Annotated in this window: 15 protein-coding genes; 2 read left to right on the forward strand and 13 right to left on the reverse strand. The window is 72.5% G+C overall.

Annotated elements, in window-relative coordinates:
• From IE251_RS12445 to IE251_RS12500, 12 genes are all read right to left on the reverse strand, one after another.
• On the reverse strand, positions 1 to 161 hold a 161-nt coding region (locus IE251_RS12445), incomplete at its 3' end, for a chorismate synthase (protein ID WP_157855526.1).
• A complete protein-coding gene (locus tag IE251_RS12450; RefSeq protein ID WP_189752960.1) occupies positions 158 to 1360 on the reverse strand; it encodes a 3-hydroxybenzoate 6-monooxygenase in 1203 nt (400 codons plus the stop codon). The genes IE251_RS12445 and IE251_RS12450, both read right to left, overlap by 4 nt.
• A 48-nt stretch (positions 1361 to 1408) precedes the next feature.
• Positions 1409 to 2704: a 3-phosphoshikimate 1-carboxyvinyltransferase gene (aroA, locus tag IE251_RS12455; protein ID WP_189752961.1), complete on the reverse strand. Its 1296-nt coding sequence runs from the start codon at positions 2702 to 2704 to the stop codon at positions 1409 to 1411.
• A 91-nt stretch (positions 2705 to 2795) separates the two neighbouring features.
• Positions 2796 to 3311 (reverse strand): shikimate kinase, encoded by a 516-nt coding sequence (locus IE251_RS12460; protein ID WP_189752962.1) that lies wholly within the window; start codon positions 3309 to 3311, stop codon positions 2796 to 2798.
• A gap of 436 nt (positions 3312 to 3747) precedes the next feature.
• A complete protein-coding gene (locus IE251_RS12465; RefSeq protein ID WP_189752963.1) occupies positions 3748 to 4089 on the reverse strand; it encodes a hypothetical protein in 342 nt (113 codons plus the stop codon).
• Positions 4077 to 5969 (reverse strand): anthranilate synthase family protein, encoded by a 1893-nt coding sequence (locus tag IE251_RS12470; RefSeq protein ID WP_189752964.1) that lies wholly within the window; start codon positions 5967 to 5969, stop codon positions 4077 to 4079. The genes IE251_RS12465 and IE251_RS12470 overlap by 13 nt, the downstream gene beginning before the upstream one ends.
• Before the next feature lie 29 nt (positions 5970 to 5998).
• The gene (locus tag IE251_RS12475; RefSeq protein WP_189752965.1) at positions 5999 to 6658 is read right to left on the reverse strand and encodes an isochorismatase family protein; all 660 of its coding nucleotides are present in this window, start codon (positions 6656 to 6658) and stop codon (positions 5999 to 6001) included.
• A 22-nt stretch (positions 6659 to 6680) separates the two neighbouring features.
• The gene (locus IE251_RS12480) at positions 6681 to 7451 is read right to left on the reverse strand and encodes a 2,3-dihydro-2,3-dihydroxybenzoate dehydrogenase (RefSeq protein ID WP_189752966.1); all 771 of its coding nucleotides are present in this window, start codon (positions 7449 to 7451) and stop codon (positions 6681 to 6683) included.
• Positions 7452 to 7507: 56 nt separating this feature from the next.
• Complete coding sequence (locus IE251_RS12485) at positions 7508 to 8683, reverse strand: 3-deoxy-7-phosphoheptulonate synthase (protein WP_189752967.1); 1176 nt, start codon at positions 8681 to 8683, stop codon at positions 7508 to 7510.
• 433 nt (positions 8684 to 9116) lie between these two features.
• The gene (locus tag IE251_RS12490; protein WP_189752968.1) at positions 9117 to 9434 is read right to left on the reverse strand and encodes a helix-turn-helix domain-containing protein; all 318 of its coding nucleotides are present in this window, start codon (positions 9432 to 9434) and stop codon (positions 9117 to 9119) included.
• Positions 9435 to 9539: 105 nt separating this feature from the next.
• Positions 9540 to 10118: a TetR/AcrR family transcriptional regulator gene (locus IE251_RS12495; RefSeq protein ID WP_189752969.1), complete on the reverse strand. Its 579-nt coding sequence runs from the start codon at positions 10116 to 10118 to the stop codon at positions 9540 to 9542.
• Between the two features lie 130 nt (positions 10119 to 10248).
• Positions 10249 to 11445, reverse strand: coding sequence for an MFS transporter (locus IE251_RS12500; protein ID WP_189752970.1), 1197 nt, complete (start codon positions 11443 to 11445; stop codon positions 10249 to 10251).
• A 313-nt stretch (positions 11446 to 11758) separates the two neighbouring features.
• On the opposite strand from IE251_RS12500, the gene IE251_RS12505 reads away from it, so the two are divergent.
• Together IE251_RS12505 and IE251_RS12510 are read left to right on the forward strand one after the other, a co-directional pair.
• On the forward strand, positions 11759 to 12559 hold the full coding sequence (locus IE251_RS12505; RefSeq protein WP_189752971.1) for an arylamine N-acetyltransferase family protein: 801 nt from the start codon (positions 11759 to 11761) through the stop codon (positions 12557 to 12559).
• 29 nt (positions 12560 to 12588) lie between these two features.
• Positions 12589 to 13548 (forward strand): amidohydrolase family protein, encoded by a 960-nt coding sequence (locus IE251_RS12510; RefSeq protein ID WP_189752972.1) that lies wholly within the window; start codon positions 12589 to 12591, stop codon positions 13546 to 13548.
• 324 nt (positions 13549 to 13872) lie between these two features.
• Here the strand turns inward: IE251_RS12510 and IE251_RS12515 are convergent, their stop codons facing one another.
• Positions 13873 to 14478, reverse strand: a complete 606-nt coding sequence (locus IE251_RS12515) for a TetR/AcrR family transcriptional regulator (protein ID WP_189752973.1) — start codon at positions 14476 to 14478, stop codon at positions 13873 to 13875.
• Positions 14479 to 14516: the final 38 nt, after the last annotated feature.

The following is a 14516-nucleotide window of genomic DNA, read 5'->3' on the forward strand; positions in this document are numbered from 1 at the left end:
AACTTCATCCGCGCACCACGGCCATAGCCGAGCCGCCGCCGCGCCAGGTGGTCCGCCACCATCTCCGTGGTGATCGGCACGCCGGCGGGAAGACCCTCCAGCGTGGCCACGAGCGCGGGGCCGTGTGATTCTCCCGCGGTCAGCCAGCGCAGCGTGCTCAACGTTCTCCTCCGGTGCCGCTGTCGGTGAAGGCCCGGTCGCCGTGCAGCCAGGAGACCTTCTCGTACATGTCCCGCTGAGACAGGGCGGAGAGCATCGCGTTGCGCTCCTTCGCCCGCTCGCCCGCCGGGTGGTACAGCTCGCTGCCCATGCGGCGGGCGATGAGCTGGGTCCGTCCCGCGCGTTCCCGGCGCAGGGCGTTGTACTTCTCCAGGCGCTGCACCAGCTCGTCCTCCCGCGCGGTCTCGGTCACCTCGCCGAGCACCACCGCGTCCTCCAGGGCCTGGCAGGCACCCTGGGCCGCGTACTGCAACATGGGGTGCGCGGCGTCACCGAGCAGCGCGACCCGCCCCTCGGTCCAGCCCGGGACGGGGTCACGGTCGCACAGCACCCATTCGCGCCACCCCTCCCCGAGTTCGAGCAGCCGCCGGGCGGTCGTGCCGATGCCGGGGAACTGGCCGAGCACATGGGCGCGGTCGGCCTCGCGTCCGGCCACCGGCACCGTGGCGCCGTTGTCGCGGGTGACGGCGAGATTGAGGTACCGGCCGCCGCCGATGATGTAGTGCACGAAGTGCCACTTGGGGCCGGCCCAGAGGGTGACCGTGTTCCAGCGCAGTTCCTCGGGCACCCTCTCGATCGGTATCACCGACCGGTAGATGGTGTGTCCCGACACCCGGGGTTCGCCGTCGCCCAGCATCTGGGCGCGCACCGTGGAGCGGATGCCGTCCGCGCCGATCAGCGCCGCGCCGTGGAAGGCCCGTCCGTCGGTGGTGTACGCCGTGACGCCCGTGGCGCTCTGCTCGTAGCGCTCCACCGAGGCGGCGGGGACGAGTTCCACGGCGTCCAGCCCCTGGCAGGCGGTCAGCAGCGGCTGGTAGAGGTCGCCGCGGTGCACCACGGCGTAGGGGTTGCCGAACCGGTCGCGGTAGTCCCGGGTCAGCTCCATGCCGGCGACCTTCTCGCCGGTGGTGCCGTCCATGAAGCACAGTTCGTCGGTGAACACGGCCTGCTCGCGCACGCCCTCGCCCACGCCCAGGCGGTCCAGGGCGCGGAAGGCGTTGGGCCCGAGCTGGATGCCGGCACCGATCTCGGCGAAGGTGTCACGGCGTTCCAGCACGGTGACCCGATGCCCGTTGCGGGCCAGGGACACGGCCGTGGCCAGCCCGCCGATGCCGCCCCCGGCGATCAGTATGTGTGTCATTCCGATCCTCAAATCCCTTCACTTTCAAACGCGTTGCTGTTCTGTGGATCAGGCGGAGGCGCGGGCCGGGCCGGCCGGCAGCGGATGCCCGGGGAAGAGCCGGTGGAACTCCTCGTGGAATCCGGGGAAGGTCTTGGCGACACAGCCGGGGTCGTCGAGCGTGAGGTTCCCCGTGCGCAGATTCAGCACCGAGAACGCCATGGCGATGCGATGGTCACGGTGACAGGCGATCCGCGCGGGCGAGGCGTTGCCGGGGTGCACGGTGATCCAGTCCCGGCCGGTGTCGGTGCGCACGCCCAGCGCGCGCAGGTTCCGGGCGACCGCCTCGATCCGGTCCGACTCCTTGAGCCGGGCGTGGCCGATGCCGTGGATGGTCAGGGGCGCGTCGGCCAGCGGGGCGATCGCCGCCAGCGTCATGAACGTGTCGGAGATCTCGCCCATGTCGACGGCGAAACCGCCCCTGAGCGTGCCGGTTCCGGTGACCGTGACGGCGTCCTCAGTGCGCCGCACCCGGGCCCCGGCCCGCTCCAGCACCTCGGCGAACCGCACATCGCCCTGGAGGCTGCCGTGTCCCAGACCGGGGACGGTCACCGTGCTCCCGGTGACGGCCGCGGCGGCGAGGAAGTACGAGGCGGTGGAGGCGTCCGGCTCGATCCGCAGGTCGGCGGCCCGGTAGCCGGTGGGTCGCACGGCGAAGGCGCCCGGGGTGTCCTCGGCCACGCCGGCGCCGAAGTGCCGCATCAGCGCGATGGTCATGTCGACGTAGGGACGGCTGACCAGTTCGCGCACCTTGAGCAGCAGACCGCCGCGCAGCAGCGGGGCCGCCATCAGCAGCCCGCTCAGGAACTGGCTGCTGAGGCTGCCGTCGACCTCCAGCTCGCCGCCGTCCAGCCCCTCGGCGCGCACCCGCAGCGGCAGGGTGCCGTCCGGACCGGTGTCCACCTCGGCACCCAGGCGGCGCAGGGCGTCGGCGAGCGGTGCCACGGGGCGGGCGGTGAGCTGGTCGCTGCCGGTGAAGACGAAGTCACCGTGGCCGGCGGCGGCCAGCGGTGGCAGGAACCGCGCGGCGGTGCCCGCGTCCGCGCACCAGATACGGCCGGTGCCGCGCGGGCCGCGGCCCAGCCCGGTCACCTGCCAGGCGCCGTCGTCGTCCGACGACCGGATCCGCACGCCCAGTTCGCCGAGCGCCTGACGGAAGGCCATGGTGTCGTCGCTGATCAGCGGAGCGGTGAGCACACTGGTCCCCTCCGCCGCGGCGGCGAGCAGGAGCGCTCTGTTGGTCAGTGACTTCGAGCCGGGAACACGGGCGTACAGCGCCTCGGGCGGCGCGGGGACGGTGGTCATGGCTGTCCTTTGTCGAGTGCGGCCGGCGTCAGGAGCGGCGCTGATGGTCTGCGACGGCACGGAGGAACACGGCGCGCGGGGTGCCGTACGGTCACGGGGCGGCGGAGGCGAGCAGGGCGGCGATCTCTTCGGCGATCTCGCCCGGACCGCGGTCCTCGGCACGCACCGACACCACCGCGAGCCGCCGGTACAGGGGCAGCCGGGCACGCATCAGCAGCGCGAGCCCGGCCCGGGGGTCCCCGTCGAGCAGGGGCCGGTCGCCGTCGGCCAGGACCCGGCACGCCAGCGTGTCCAGGCCGGCCCACAGGTGCACCACACGGCACCCGAGCAGCCGGGCCCGGGTGCCTTCGTGCAGGACCGCGCCGCCGCCCAGCGCGAGCACACCGTCGTGCTCGGCCACGGCCGCGGCGACCGCCTGGTGTTCGAGGAGACGGAAGGCCGGCTCGCCCTTCTCCCGCAGCACCTCGGGTGCGGGCCGGCCCGCGAGCCGGGTCACGTCCTCGTCGGTGTCACGGAACGAGACACCCAGCAGCCCGGCCAGTTCCCGCCCGACGGAGGTCTTGCCCACGCCGGGCATGCCGATCAGGATGGCCGCGGGTCCTGTCATGGGGTGCTGCCTTTCGGATCGAGGGACATCGAGCCACGACGGGGCAGGGCGGGCACGGGGGTCCGGCCGTGCTGTCGGGGGAAGGGCTCGCGGGGTTCGGGCCACGCGCGCGGGAGGAGGCTCGCAGGGCCCGGGTCACACGCGTCGGGGCGTAGGGGCCGGGAGACTCGCGGGGCGGAGGCCCGACAGGGCCTTGCCGCACGGAGGCACCCGGAGGAGCCGTACCGTACGAGCCCGCTCCCGCGTCGCCGCGGGGCCCGGTCACGGGTCCCGCGGCGACGGGAGGTTCCCGCCCGCCGCCGGGGAGGGGGGAAGACCCGGCGGGACGGGCGGGTTCCGGGGACCGTCCTCGTGGGCCGGCCGTGCCGGCGCCTGAGCGGGAGGTCCCGGCCCGGGTGCTGTGTGCGGCCTTGTGAATGTGCGGAGCCGAGGCCGGTCAGCCGGCGGCCCGGGTGAGCGCCAGGCCCCGGCCGGAGAGCGCGGCGAGGGCGAAGTCCCCCTCCACGGTGGCCTCCACGTCGAAGGCGTGCCGCTCGGTGGGCGGGTAACCGATCAGCTCCGCGGCCCGGTTCGGCAGGGGAGCCGTGGCCGCCTCGCGCGACTCCCACAGCAGCACCGCCCCCCACCGGTCGGTGGCCTCGTCCGCGATCCAGAACTTCAGCCGCAGTCCGGGCGTCCGGGAGAAGCGGTCCACCGCCTCGTCGCGGAGGAAGTCGCGCAGGGACCCGATGGTCTGCCGGGAGCGGCTCAGGTCCCACCAGACGATCACCGCGTGCATGTGCCGGCCACCTCCGCCAGGAGCGAGCCGATGATGCGCGGCCCGTCCACGGTCAGCACGGACTCGGCGTGGAACTGCATCGAGGCGAAGCCCCGGGCGCGCAGCGCGTGCACCTCGCCCGTCGCCGCGTCCCGGCTCACCTCGACCGTTCCGTACTCCGGGTGCGCGAAGCGGCCGGAGTCGCTGTGGGCGGCGAAGGTGTTGTAGAAACCGACCCGCTCGGTGCGGCCGAAGAAGTCGATCACGTGCTGGGCGCCCTGGTTGGGCGCCGGGCGGCGCAGCAGGTCCAGGCCGAGCAGCATGCTCAGCACCTGATGGCTCAGGCACACCGCGAGGAACGGCCGCTTCTCCTCCAGGAGTTGGGCCACCGCCGCCCGCAGATGGGCGATCTTCGGGTGCGCCGCCTCCCGCGGGTCGCCCGGCCCCGGGCCCATCACCACCAGGTCGTGCGCGTCGAAGTCGTACGGCTCGTCGAAGCGCCGCACCACCACCTCGCAGCCCAGCGAACGGATCTGATGGGCGATCATCTCCGTGAAGGTGTCCTCGGCGTCGACGATCAGCACCTTGCGCCCGGCCAGCGGCCCGCCGGATCCACCCGGTCCGGCCGGCTCCTGGAGCCAGAACCGGGCGATGCCGTCGTTGCGGGAGTCCAGCGCCTCGCGCACCGCCGGATGGGAACCGTACCGGGTGGGCTCGGCGTCCCCGAGCGCGGCCAGCAGGCCCGCGGCCTTGGCGCGCGTCTCCTGTACCTCGGAGGCGGGGTCGGAGTGGCGTACGAGGGTCGCCCCCACCCCGATGCGCATCCGTCCGTCCGCGTCGATGTCGGCGGTGCGGATCAGGATCGAGGAGTCCAGCGTGCGCCCGCCGGCCGCGTCGCGGCCGATCAAGGCGGCCACACCGCTGTAGTAGCCGCGTCCCTGCGGCTCGTAGCGGCTGATGACCCGGGCCGCGCTCTCCAGCGGGGAGCCGGTCACCGTCGGCGCGAACAGGGTCTCGCGCAGGATGTCGCGCACATCGCGCTCGGTGCGGCCCTCGATGAAGTACTCGGTGTGCGCGAGGCGCGCCATCTCCTTCAGGTACGGGCCCCGCACGCGGCCGCCCCCGGGGCAGATCCGGCCCATCATCTTCAGTTCCTCGTCGACGACCATGTACAGCTCGTCGGCTTCCTTCTCGTCGGCGAGGAAGTCCAGCACACCGTTCAGATCGGGGCCGGAGGGCGGGTAGCGGTAGGTGCCGCTGATGGGGTTCATCACGGCGTTGCCGTCGTGGACGCTGATGTGCCGTTCGGGCGTGGCGCCCACCAGCGTGCGCTCGCCGGTGTGGATCAGGAAGGTCCAGTACGCGCCCGCTTCCCGCTCCACCAGCCGGCGGAAGAACGACAGGGCGTCGGCGCTGTCGAAGTCGGGCAGCAGAGCGGTGAAGGACCGCTTCATCACGAAGTTGGCGCCCTCGCCGGTGCCGATCTCGTCGGCGACGACCCGGCGCACGGTCTCGGCGTAGGCGTCGTCGTCGACGTCGAAGCGCTCCTCGGTCATCTTCACCGGATGGTCGGGCAGCAGCGCGAGCGTCTGGCGCAGCGGCAGCGAGGCCTGCTCGTCGATGCGCATCGCCAGCAGCGGGGTGCCGTCGTCGGGGGCGGCGAAACCGCGTTCGGACAGCTGCCGGTAGGGGATGAGCGCCAGCAGCTCCTGGTGGGCGCCGGTGCCCGCCGACTCCTGAAGCTCCAGGTCGGCGAGCGTCTCGGCCCGCGTCACCGCGCCGGTCAGCAGCTCCAGGGTGTCCGGTCCCGCCGCCTCGGGACGGCGCAGCAGCGCGAACGCCCCCGCCGACCCGTCGAGGATGCGCGCCAGCAGGCGCTGTGCGTCCCCGGTTCTTGCCATGGTGTGGTTCCTTTCGCCGGCGAAGGCCGTCAGCGGGCCGCCGCGGTGGCCGCGTCGAGTTCGGTCACTACCGCCTGGGACGTCACGACCTTCGCGGCCCGCTCGGCGGCGTAGGTGAGGGCCAGCCGGTGGTAGTGGGCGGAGAAGTCGGCGACCGCGTCGGCCACCAGGAACGTCTGGATGTCGTTCGTGTACGCCTCCACCGCGGTCATCAGCACGCCCACGTGTGCGTACACGCCGCAGACGATCAGCTGGTCACGCCCGCCGGCGCGCATCCGCTCCAGCAGGTCGGACTTGAAGAAGGCGCTGTAGCGCCACTTGGTGAAGGTCCAGTCGCCGTCGTCCGGCTCCAGCGGGGAGACCACCTTGCGGTGCTCGGGCGTGGCCCGCATGCCCGGCCCCCAGAAGTCCGCGAGCAGGCCGCGCTGTTCCGGGGTCATGCTGCCGGGCTGCGCGGTGTAGGCGACGGGCACGCCCAGCGCCTTGCAGGCCGTGCGCAGACGCGCGGTGTTGTCCACCAGGTCCCGGCCGAGGGCGGTGTCGCGGGGGAACGGCTTGAGGAAGTACTCCTGCATGTCGTGCAGCAGCAGCACCGCGCGCCGCGGGTCCACCCGCCAGTCGACGGTGTTCTCCGGCAACTCCTCGGCGGTGGGCATGGGGTAGGGCTCGACAGGGGGAAGGCCGGGCATCGTACGGTGGTTCCTTTCGTCGTCAGACACCGAGGGTGGCTCCGCCGTCCACGGTCAGTTCGTGCATCGTGATGTGGCCCGCGTCGTCGGAGAGCAGGAACGCGACGGCCCGGGCGATGTCCTCGGGCAGGGCGACCTTGCCCAGCGGGATGCCCACCCGGTACTGGTCCGGGCGGCCCGCCACGGAGGCCTGGGCGGCGGTCTCGGCGGTGTGCATGCCGCGCAGCATCGGGGTGTCGGTGGAGCCGGGGGCCACCACGTTGCAGCGGATGCCGTACGACGCCACTTCGAGGCCCAGGCACTTGGTGAACGCGGTGGCGGCGGCCTTGGACGCCGCGTAGGCCGCCATCTCGGCGCGGGCCGTGCCGGCCGCGTTCGAGGCCACGGTGACCACGGCGCCGGCGCGGCGCCGGATCATGCGGGCGACCACGGCCCGCGACATGTGGAACACACCGGTGGCGTTGACGGAGAGGGTGGCGGTCCAGTCCTCGTCGGTCAGGGTGTGCGCCGGGCCGAGGCGGAGCACACCCGCGGCGTTGACCAGCTGGTGCACGGGCCCGAGCCGGGTCTCGACCTCCTCCACGAGCCGCTCCACGGCACTGCTGGAGGTGACGTCGGCGGCGAACTCGGTCACCGCGAGGCCCTCCTTGCGCAGCAGGGCGGCCGTCTCGGCCAGCCGTTCGGCGTCGCGGTCCACGGCCGCCACCGTGGTGCCCTGCTCGGCCAGCAGCCGGGTCACGGCCTCTCCGATGCCGCCGGCCGCCCCGGTCACCAGGGCGAGGGTTTCTTGCACGGTCCGAACCTCCGTACGTGATGGGTGTCGGTGGGAAACGGTGGGCGGAGCGGGGTTCAGCCCCGCCAGGCCGAGGCCGCCTCGACGGCCTGGCGCGGGTTCAGGCGCGGGTCGCAGAAGCTGAGGTACTTGTCGCCGATGCGCTCCAGGCTGATGTCGTGCGAGACGCACTCGGTGACCGCCTCGGGCGTCGTCTCCAGGTGCAGGCCGGCCGCGACGCCGCCGTTCGCGCGGACCGCCTCCTGGAACGCGCGGATCTCCTGCACCACGGTCTTGACCAGGCGGGTCTTCAGGCCCTCGGGGCCGGTGACGGTGTTGCCGTGCATCGGGTCCGACAGCCACAGCACCGGATGGCCCTCACGGGCGACCGCCTCGACCAGCGCCGGCAGCTTCTCGGCCGCGTTCTGGGCGCCCATGCGCGAGATCAGCGTGAGCCGGCCCGGGCGGTGGTGGGGGTCCAGCTTCTCGCACAGGGCCAGGACGTCCTCGGGCGTCATGCTCGGCCCGACCTTGACGGCCACCGGGTTGGACACGGCGGCCAGCAGCGCGATGTGCGCGCCGTCCGGCCGGCGGGTGCGCTCGCCCACCCACGGCCAGTGGGTGGAGGTCAGCAGCAGTGTGCCGTCGGGCTCCCGCCGCAGCAGGGGCAGTTCGTAGTCGAGCAGCAGCGCCTCGTGGCTGGTCCACACCGGAGCGCCGAACTCCGGGCGGCGCCCCGCCGAGCCGAGCCAGCCCAGGTAGTGCATGGTGTCGCTGGCGGCGCGGTAGCCGGTGAGCAGATGACCCGGGTCGGGGCGGCGCAGCTCGGCGTCCGGCTCGGGGCGGTTGACCATGTGGCCGCGGTAGACGGGCAGTTCGACCCCGTGCACGGTCTCGGTCGGGTTGGAGCGGGGCTTGCCGAACTGGCCGGCGATCCGGCCGACCCGCAGGACCGGCTTGCCGGAGGCGAGCTTCATCGTCCCCGCGAGCATGTCCAGCAGCGCGGTCTTGCGGGCGACGTCCTCGGGGGTGGCCTCGGCGGGGTCCTCGGCGCAGTCGCCGGACTGGACCACCTGGAGGTGTCCCGCGGCGGCCTCGGCCAGCAGCGCGTGCAGACGGCGTACCGACTCCAGGTCCACCAGGGCGGGCATGCGGGCCAGGTGGGTGCGGACGCCGGCGAGGTCGGGGTGGTCGGACCAGTCGGGCTGCTGGAGAGCGGGCAGGGACCGGAGGTGGGACTCAACGTCGATCATCAGTTTCCCTCGGCAGAGCGCGCCGGAGCGTCTCCGGCTGATGGTGGGCGTGATCGTTCGCGAAACAACACAGGGCACACGGGCACCGGCCCGGTTCACCGCCCGGTGTTTCATCCGGCAGCGGCTCGTGTACGGCGCTGAGGCCGGGATGGTGGGGGTGGGGCGCCGGCGTGTGTCTCGGGAGCGCCCCGCTGTGGACACCACTGTCCGGGACGTGTGTGCGGTTCGGCAACGCCGCGACGCGTAGTCTGTCACGTACGGGGAAGGGGGTGGGGTCGAGCCCGGTCCCTCTCAACTACCCCTGGAGTAAGGTGAGTTGAGGAAACCGTGCCGATGGCCGGATGCCTTCCGGGTGCGTCGGCGGGCGCCTCGTCGCGCACGCCGCCCGGAAGGCCCGGGGCTGCCGGGGACCACAGGGGCTGGACGGCAGGGGCTAGCGGTCGGCCGGTTCGTCCGCCCTGATGTGGTCGTGGATCAGAGTGAGCCGGGCCAGGGCGACGCGGCTGGAGATGCCCAGCTTGGCGAAGGCGTGCCGCAGATGGCTGTCGACCGTGTGCGGGGAGATGCACAGACGCTGGGCCACGGCGCGGTTGGTCAGTCCCTCGGCCACCAGGCGGGCCACCCGCAGCTCGGCGGGGGTCAGGCTCGCCCAGCCGGGGTGGACCGCGGCCGTGCGCCGGGAGAGGCCACCCGTGGGGGTGGCGGGGGAGTTCGGGCGGGTGTACCGGTCGGCTGCGATGGTGTAGGTCACCGGAAGACTCTTTCCGGCGGACCCGGGGGCGGCAACGCCGCGACGGTCAGTCCGTCAGGTTCCGGTTCCGGCGCCCGGACCGGCCCGCCCGCGGGGCACGGCGGGTCACAGCTTGGCCAGCAAGGTCTCCACCACGTTCGTCAGGGCCGTACGGTCGGGCCGCACGCGCGCGAGCACGCGCAGCCCGTAATAGGCGGAGAGGACGTGGTGGGCCAGCGTGCCGGCATCCTGGTCCCGGGTGATCTCTCCGCTGTCCTGCCCTTCGGCGAGCGCGGAGCGCACCGCTTCTTCGACGGTGGTGAAGTGGCGCCGCACCTCCTGCGCCACCTCGGGGTCGGTGTTGGCCATCTCCATCGAGGCGTTCATGATGAGGCAGCCCGAGGAGGGCGGGTTCGCGAGGTCGATGTCGATCGCCTGCGTCATCAGGGCGCGAACGCGGTCCTTGACCGGGCCGGGCCGGCGCAGCAGCTCTGTCTGCACGGCGGTGTTCGTCTCGTAGTAGCGGCGCAGCGCGCGCAGGTACAACTGGCGCTTGTCGCCGAAGGCGTTGGACAGGCTCGACAGGCCCATGCCGGTGGATTCGGCCAGGTCGCGGGTGGAGGTCGCCTCGTACCCACGCTGCCAGAACGTGTGCATGACCGCGGTGAGGGCGCGCGTCTCGTCGAACTTCCTGGGCCTCCCCATGAAAGCAACCTAGCCGTATTGGATCGGTCGCGCAAAAACTCGAGGGGGGCAGGCCGCGGCGCGACGACCGGCGGGGCGGGGGGCCGCGGCGTCATAGCCCCGGCCCCCCGCCGCCGTGGGTGGTACGTGATCAGGCACTCGCCGCGGACTCCAGGTCCGCCGGGGCGGGGGCGGGGCGGCCGTGCTCGACGTGATGCCGGTCGGTGATCCGCGCGAGCAGAAGGGTGGCCAGCGCGCCGAGCGCGAGCAGCGCGCCGGCCCACATCGGGGCGCGGTACCCGAAGGCGTCGATGCCCACGCCGGCCAGCCAGGTACCGACGGTGATGCCCGCGCAGACGGCCGCCGTGTTCATGGTGTTGATCAGGGCGCCGCTGTTGGACAGGCGCATGACGCGCGAGGCCATGGCCGGGTTGAGCGGCAGCCCGGTGAAGCCCAGCAGGAACAGCGCGACGAGACTGAGGGCCTGGCCGCTCGCCACGAGCGCGTACAGACCCAGCAGCACGGCCAGGACCGCACCGCCCAGCCACAGGACGCGCAGCGTGTGCGCGTCGGCCAGACGCCCGAGGACGATGTTGCCGATGACGGTACCCACGCCGTACAGCACGAACAGCAACGGGACGATGCCCTCGGAGAAGCCCGCCACCTTGGTCAGCACCGGGGAGAGATAGGCGAAGGTGGCGAACACCCCGCCGATCAGCAGGGCGTTGGTGGCGAAGGCACCCCAGAGCCGGCCGCTGCGGAAGACCGACAGTTCCGAGCGGACGTCCAGGCCTCGTGGGGCGGGGGCGCGCTTGATGGTGAACAGGACGAGCGCGAGGCACAGCGCGACGAGGATGTCCACGGCCCAGAAGGCGGCCCGCCACCCCATGAGCTGGTCGATGAAGGTCGCGAGGGGCAGGCCGAAGACGTTGGCCACCATGAAGCCGCCGAAGACGATGGCCAGCGCGCGGCCGGTCCTGTCCGGGGAGACCAGGTTGGCGCACACCGAGGCGGCGAGCCCGAAGAAGGCCGCGGTGGCCAGGGCCGTGACGACGCGGGCGATCACCATGGCCCAGTAGGCGGTGGCCAGGGCGCCGAGGGTCTGTCCCGCCAGGAACAGCACCATCATCAGGACCAGCGCCGTCTTGCGGGGGGCCCGCATGAGCAGCAGCGTCAGCAGCGGGCCGCCGAAGACCATGCCGAGGGCGAAGACGGTGACCAGGTTGCCCGCGGCGGTGATCGAGACGTCGAGTCCGTCCGAGAGGGACGGGAGCAGTCCGGCCACCATGACCTCCGTCGTGTTGAGACAGAAGATCGCGAAGCCGAGGACGAAGACGGCGACGGGCATCAGCGGGCCGCCTTCCGGTAGCGCGTGGCTGACAGCATTGCGGAGCCTTTCAAGTCGGGCGGAACGCACGGACGTTGACTACGCAGTGGACGATACACGTTTTTTGATTCAGCTGATCTAAAAAACGCGCCGTGTCCGGCGCGGGGCCGCCCCGCGCGGTCGGCCGGGGTTCACGTCGGGGCATCCCGCAGACACGTGATGCGGGATCCGTCCGGGTCCGCTGGAATGCGGATGCACCCACCTGTCGAGAGGACATCCCTTTGCGTACCGCGCCACCGCGCAGCATCTCCTACCGTGCACAGGAGCGGCTCTGATGCTCGACTCAGCGACCGTCGACGCCTATCTGGAGCGCATCGGCGCCAAGCGGCCCGAACGTGCCGACGCCAAGGCCCTGGCCCATCTGCACGAGCGGCATGTGCTCAGCGTCCCGTTCGAGAACATCGACTTCGCGTACGGCAGGCCCAGCCCGCCCATCGGCCTCGGCGCCCCCGCCCTGGAAAAGATCATCGGCCGCAACCGCGGCGGCTGCTGCTACGAACTCAACGGCGCGTTCCACGAGTTGCTGCGCAGCCTCGGGTTCGATGTCGCACCCCTGGCCGCCCGGGTCATGGAGGACGACGGCTTCACCCCGCCGCTCGGGCACATGGCCCTGCGCGTCCTGACCGACGACGGCGACGGGCCGTACCTGGCCGACGTGGGCTACGGAAACGCCTTCCGGCACCCGCTGCGCCTGGCCGAGCGGGGCGAACAGGCCGACCCGCAGGGCACCTTCCGGCTGGTCGAGGCGGACCACGGCGACCTGGACCTGCTGCGTGAGGGCGAACTCCAGTACCGCGTGGAGCAACGCCCGCGCGAGCTGGCCGACTTCGCCGCCATGACCTGGTGGCTGCGCAGCAGCGAGGACTCACCGTTCCTCGCCCGGCAGGTGTGCACCCTGCCCACCGCGGAGGGCCGCGTCACGCTGGCCGGGCGCACCCTCACCCGGACCACGGGCGGGGAGAAGAGCAAGGAACACCTCGCCGACGACACCGCGTTGCTGGCCGCCTACCGCACCGTGTTCGGCATCGAGCTGGCCTCCGTCCCGCCCTCGGCCGACGCCCACGAGCACTCCTGACGTTCCACCGATCCACGGAGACACCCATCATGACGCAACAGCCGACCGGTCTCATCGACGTCCACCACCACGCGATCCCGCCGGCCTACGCCAAGGCGCTGGGCGACCGTGTCGCCATCCCCGGTGTCGACTACCCCACCTGGAGCGCCGAGGCCAGCCTCGACGTGATGGACCGTCACTCCATCGCCGCCGCCGTGCTGTCCATCACCGCCCCCGGGGTCACCTTCGCCGAAGGCGACGAGGCCCGCCGGCTGGCCCGTCAGGTCAACGAGTTCTTCGCCCAGATCGTGGCCGCCCACCCCGACCGCTTCGGTGCCTTCGCCATCCTCCCGCTCCCCGACGTCGCCGCCGCCAAGGACGAACTTGCCTACGCCATCGACGAACTGGGGCTGGACGGGGTCGGGCTGCTGACCAGCTACGGAAACCGTTACCTCGGCGATCCCGAGTTCGAGCCGCTGCTCGCGGAGATCGCCGAGCGGGGACTGCCGGTGCACGTCCACCCGGGCACACCGCCCGCCAAGGACCTGGCGACCTTCGATCTGCCGCCGTCGCTGTACGAGTTCACCTTCGAGACCACCCGTACCGTGGTCAGCCTGCTCTTCAACGGGGTGCTCGGACGCCTTCCGCACCTCAAGCTCATCGTCTCCCACGCGGGCGGCACCCTGCCCTTCCTCGCCCAGCGCCTCACCTACGGGCCGACCATCGGCAAGTACCTCACCGACCGCGCCCCCGCCGACGTGATCGGCCAACTGCGCGGCATCTACTACGACATCGCCATGTCCGCCACCTCGTTCGCGCTGCCCGCGCTGACCGAGCTGGCCGCCCCCGACAAGATCCTCTTCGGCAGCGACTACCCGTTCATGCCGGCCTCCCACACCACCGAGAACGTCGAGGGCTTCACCCGCTTCCCGGGCTGGAACGACCAGCAGCGCACGGCCATCGGCCGCACCAACGCGCTGGCGCTGTTCCCCCGGCTCGCGGGAGCCTGAGCCCCGCCCCGCGGACCACGCTCGCGGCGCACACCGGGATGCCGGCGGAGGCCGGCCGGTGTGCGCCTTCCCGGTCCTCGCCGCGGCAGGCGGGGCGTACGGCGGTCGTGGAGCCCGGGGCGTCGAGGGCGAGCCGGGCGGCGGCCGGGTCCTGAACGTCCTGCGGGGCCTCCGGCCCGGCCGGGGCGCGCGGCCGGCCGAGACGCTCGGCGCCCTGCTGATGTCGTGGAAGACCCCGGCACGCGACCGCCGCGCGTGGAAGGGCCCGCGTCGTAAGGCGGCACCGCCGTACCCGGCACGAGACGCCGGCCGGTGTCCTCCGGTTCACGGCTCCGTCGTGCCGACGGGGTCCGCCGAAGGGCGGGCGGCGGCCCAGGCCGCCTCGATCATCCGGAAGATCTCGTCCAGTGCGGCCTCCGGGTCGGCCGCCTCCCGGGCCAGCGAGTAGGCGTCGATCACGAACCTCGCGATGGTCCGGCACGCCGTCGTGGCCGGCGGCAGACCGAGATCGGCGGCGATGGCCGCCGCGAGCGACTCCGCATGGCGCAGCCGCATCGACTTCTCGTAGTCCAGCAAGGTCTGCGACGCGTCGATCAGGCGCCAGATCGGGGCGGAGCCGTCCCCCGTGCAGTGGCGCACCAAGGCCTGGACCTCGCGGCGCAGCGCGGGGATGAGCGGCTCGCCCGGCGCCCGGTCGGTGACCGCCTCGGTGAGGCGCCGCTCGAAATCCTGATCGTGGCCGAACACCAGGGCCTCTTTCGAGGGGAAGTGGGCGAACAGCGTGGTCACGGCCACGTCCGCCTCGGCGGCCACGTCACGGATGCCCACCGCCTCGTACCCGCGTTCCAGGAAGAGCCGCAGGGCGGCGTCGGCGATCTTCTGGCGGGTCGCGGCCTTCTTGCGTTCACGGCGTCCGGTCGGCGCGGTCATGGCGCAACGCTACCAAATACGAAGGTGTAACGGTTTCA

It is taken from the genome of Streptomyces eurythermus, from assembly GCF_014649115.1.
Taxonomy (GTDB): Bacteria; Actinomycetota; Actinomycetes; order Streptomycetales; family Streptomycetaceae; genus Streptomyces; species Streptomyces eurythermus.

Bases quoted from the DNA above. Each gene is read 5' to 3' on its own strand.
- IE251_RS12495 (WP_189752969.1), bottom strand. From the start codon at position 10,118: ATGGGGAGGCCCAGGAAGTTCGACGAGACGCGCGCCCTCACCGCGGTC.
- IE251_RS12460 (WP_189752962.1), bottom strand. From the start codon at position 3,311: ATGACAGGACCCGCGGCCATCCTGATCGGCATGCCCGGCGTGGGCAAG.
- IE251_RS12470 (WP_189752964.1), bottom strand. From the start codon at position 5,969: ATGGCAAGAACCGGGGACGCACAGCGCCTGCTGGCGCGCATCCTCGAC.
- IE251_RS12510 (WP_189752972.1), top strand. From the start codon at position 12,589: ATGACGCAACAGCCGACCGGTCTCATCGACGTCCACCACCACGCGATC.
- IE251_RS12450 (WP_189752960.1), bottom strand. From the start codon at position 1,360: ATGACACACATACTGATCGCCGGGGGCGGCATCGGCGGGCTGGCCACG.
- IE251_RS12505 (WP_189752971.1), top strand. From the start codon at position 11,759: ATGCTCGACTCAGCGACCGTCGACGCCTATCTGGAGCGCATCGGCGCC.
- IE251_RS12500 (WP_189752970.1), bottom strand. From the start codon at position 11,445: ATGCCCGTCGCCGTCTTCGTCCTCGGCTTCGCGATCTTCTGTCTCAAC.
- IE251_RS12515 (WP_189752973.1), bottom strand. From the start codon at position 14,478: ATGACCGCGCCGACCGGACGCCGTGAACGCAAGAAGGCCGCGACCCGC.
- aroA (WP_189752961.1), bottom strand. From the start codon at position 2,704: ATGACCACCGTCCCCGCGCCGCCCGAGGCGCTGTACGCCCGTGTTCCC.
- IE251_RS12475 (WP_189752965.1), bottom strand. From the start codon at position 6,658: ATGCCCGGCCTTCCCCCTGTCGAGCCCTACCCCATGCCCACCGCCGAG.
- IE251_RS12485 (WP_189752967.1), bottom strand. From the start codon at position 8,683: ATGATCGACGTTGAGTCCCACCTCCGGTCCCTGCCCGCTCTCCAGCAG.
- IE251_RS12465 (WP_189752963.1), bottom strand. From the start codon at position 4,089: ATGCACGCGGTGATCGTCTGGTGGGACCTGAGCCGCTCCCGGCAGACC.